The sequence below is a fragment of the Legionella sp. km772 genome (assembly GCF_003989735.1).
Classification (GTDB): domain Bacteria; phylum Pseudomonadota; class Gammaproteobacteria; order Legionellales; family Legionellaceae; genus Legionella.
Genome location: NZ_RZGQ01000297.1, coordinates 1 through 1,956, shown reverse-complemented (window position 1 = coordinate 1,956; position 1,956 = coordinate 1). Strand labels below are relative to the sequence as shown.

The window sequence follows — 1,956 nt, the reverse complement described above, 5'->3', positions numbered from 1 at the left end:
GATAAAAACTCATTTAAATCACTTTGCTATTAAGTACAAATTGATTCTTAGAGCGAACCAGATTGCTTGGCAGGAGCTTAAAAATATGGCAGCTTAAAATTGACCGTGCGTAACATGAGTGTTTAATAAAACCGCCCTACTCATGAAAAACGCTGAACTCAATCATGCAAAGCCTTTAAAATATGTGGTAATAGGGACTGATGTTAATCGCGATAATGGTTTATGTGAGGTTTTAAACCATAGCCTGTCGCATTTGGAGGTGTGTCATGTGGATATTTTCGATTCAAGGGTCTATCCAGGACAAGACTTTGCCGATATCAATCTGGAATTTACCGAAAAACCCAAAAAACATAAGATTGGAATTAATGAATGGCAACATCATCAATACCATTATTATGCCGTGGATTTGGCGCAACAACCAAGAGCTGTAAAAACCGATATTCATCCAGCCTTGCTATTTGCTTTAAACCAATTAGAAGGACAAATAACAGCAGCTAAAACGGCCGATCAACTAATCATGTTATTACTACCCACAGGCTGGGACTCTCATCAAGATGAAACCGCTTTTTGTGGGAAACTCATTGATGGACAGCTCATGAGTGAAGCTGATGCTAAAAAATATCGTTTTAATAATCAGGATCTTGTATATTTTTACGAACAAGTGCTACAACTATATAAAGCGAATAAAGAATCGGTAGCGGGTATTTACTGGGGTTTGGAGGGTGGTTATGATCAAGCCATGTATACACAACAAATTCCATTGATGTTGACTACTCTTGCTTTGCAACTAAAAGAAGAGCCTAATGCCAGCCCCTGTTTAATGTGTTAAAACCTATGAGGTATAAAAAATGACTGTAATGCACAATTGTCCTTCTTGCGGTGCGAAACTAAAAGACGATGACAGTCAATTTTGTCCAAAATGCGGAGCCAAAATCCCAGAAAAGGTCCTCCTAGATCCTAACAACATTAATGAAGTTGAAAGCAGAAAATCTGGCAGACAAGCCTTATTACTTTGCATTTTTTTTGGACCTTTAGGCATTCATCGCTTTTATGTAGGTAAGTTTTTTACTGGTATGTTAACTCTTTTGACCGGCGGTTTTTTAGGAATATGGACGATACTTGATCTTATTCGTATTAACCAAAATAAGTTTACCGATAAAGAAGGGAATACCTTAATCGTAGCTCACAATGTATCTTCCTTACACAAAATAATACTGACACTAGGCTCAATAGGCTTTTGGCTGATTATTACTATCAGCGTATTACTCACTTTTATTAGTTACCTGACTAGCGGCCTACTTAATACCGCCAATGAGCAATTAGAAGCGTTGCGGGCCGGTAACATAAATGAAGCCTATTCCTATACATCGCAAGAATATCAGCAAGCGATTTCCTTGGCCAATTTTCAAAAATGGCTCGCTGAAAACCCTGAGTTAAAAAACAATAAAAGCGCTAATTTTACCCAAAGAGGAATTACAAACTCTCCAGTGAATAATGCCGCAGGTTATCTAAATTCAGGCTTCCTGGAGGGTACCATCACTACAAATGATGGCAAAAAAATAGGAATTAAATACATTTTCCTAAAAGAAAATGACCGCTGGAAAATTGTAGGAATTTTCCTAGAGCGCTAAAACTCAACATTCATAACCATGAAATATCCTCTCTTTGACAAGAGAGGATATCTATCTGGAGCATAAAAAAAGAATTTAGAGATTTCACGTGATCAGCGTCCGTTAAATGCAAAATTTTTAATACAACTAAGTTCTGTCCCTTATTTAAAAATCATCGTGTACAAAACTATTCTCTAGCAAGATTGTAAATTAAAAACCTGAATGATGATATAGGCGCGGATTTTTAGACGAAAAAAAGGTATTTTTAAGAGCTATTCTTCTAATATAAGAGGGGAATAGAATGACCAAAAAGCGAAATTATTACACTGCATCAAAAAAATCAAAA

General features: G+C 36.4%; 2 protein-coding genes. Both read left to right on the top strand.

From position 1 onward, the window contains the following. Positions 1-118 precede the first annotated feature (118 nt). A complete protein-coding gene (locus tag ELY15_RS15400) occupies positions 119-829 on the top strand; it encodes a hypothetical protein (protein ID WP_158617519.1) in 711 nt (236 codons plus the stop codon). A gap of 19 nt (positions 830-848) precedes the next feature. Continuing rightward, complete coding sequence (locus tag ELY15_RS15395) at positions 849-1,631, top strand: DUF4864 domain-containing protein (protein WP_127101584.1); 783 nt, start codon at positions 849-851, stop codon at positions 1,629-1,631. Positions 1,632-1,956 lie beyond the last annotated feature (325 nt).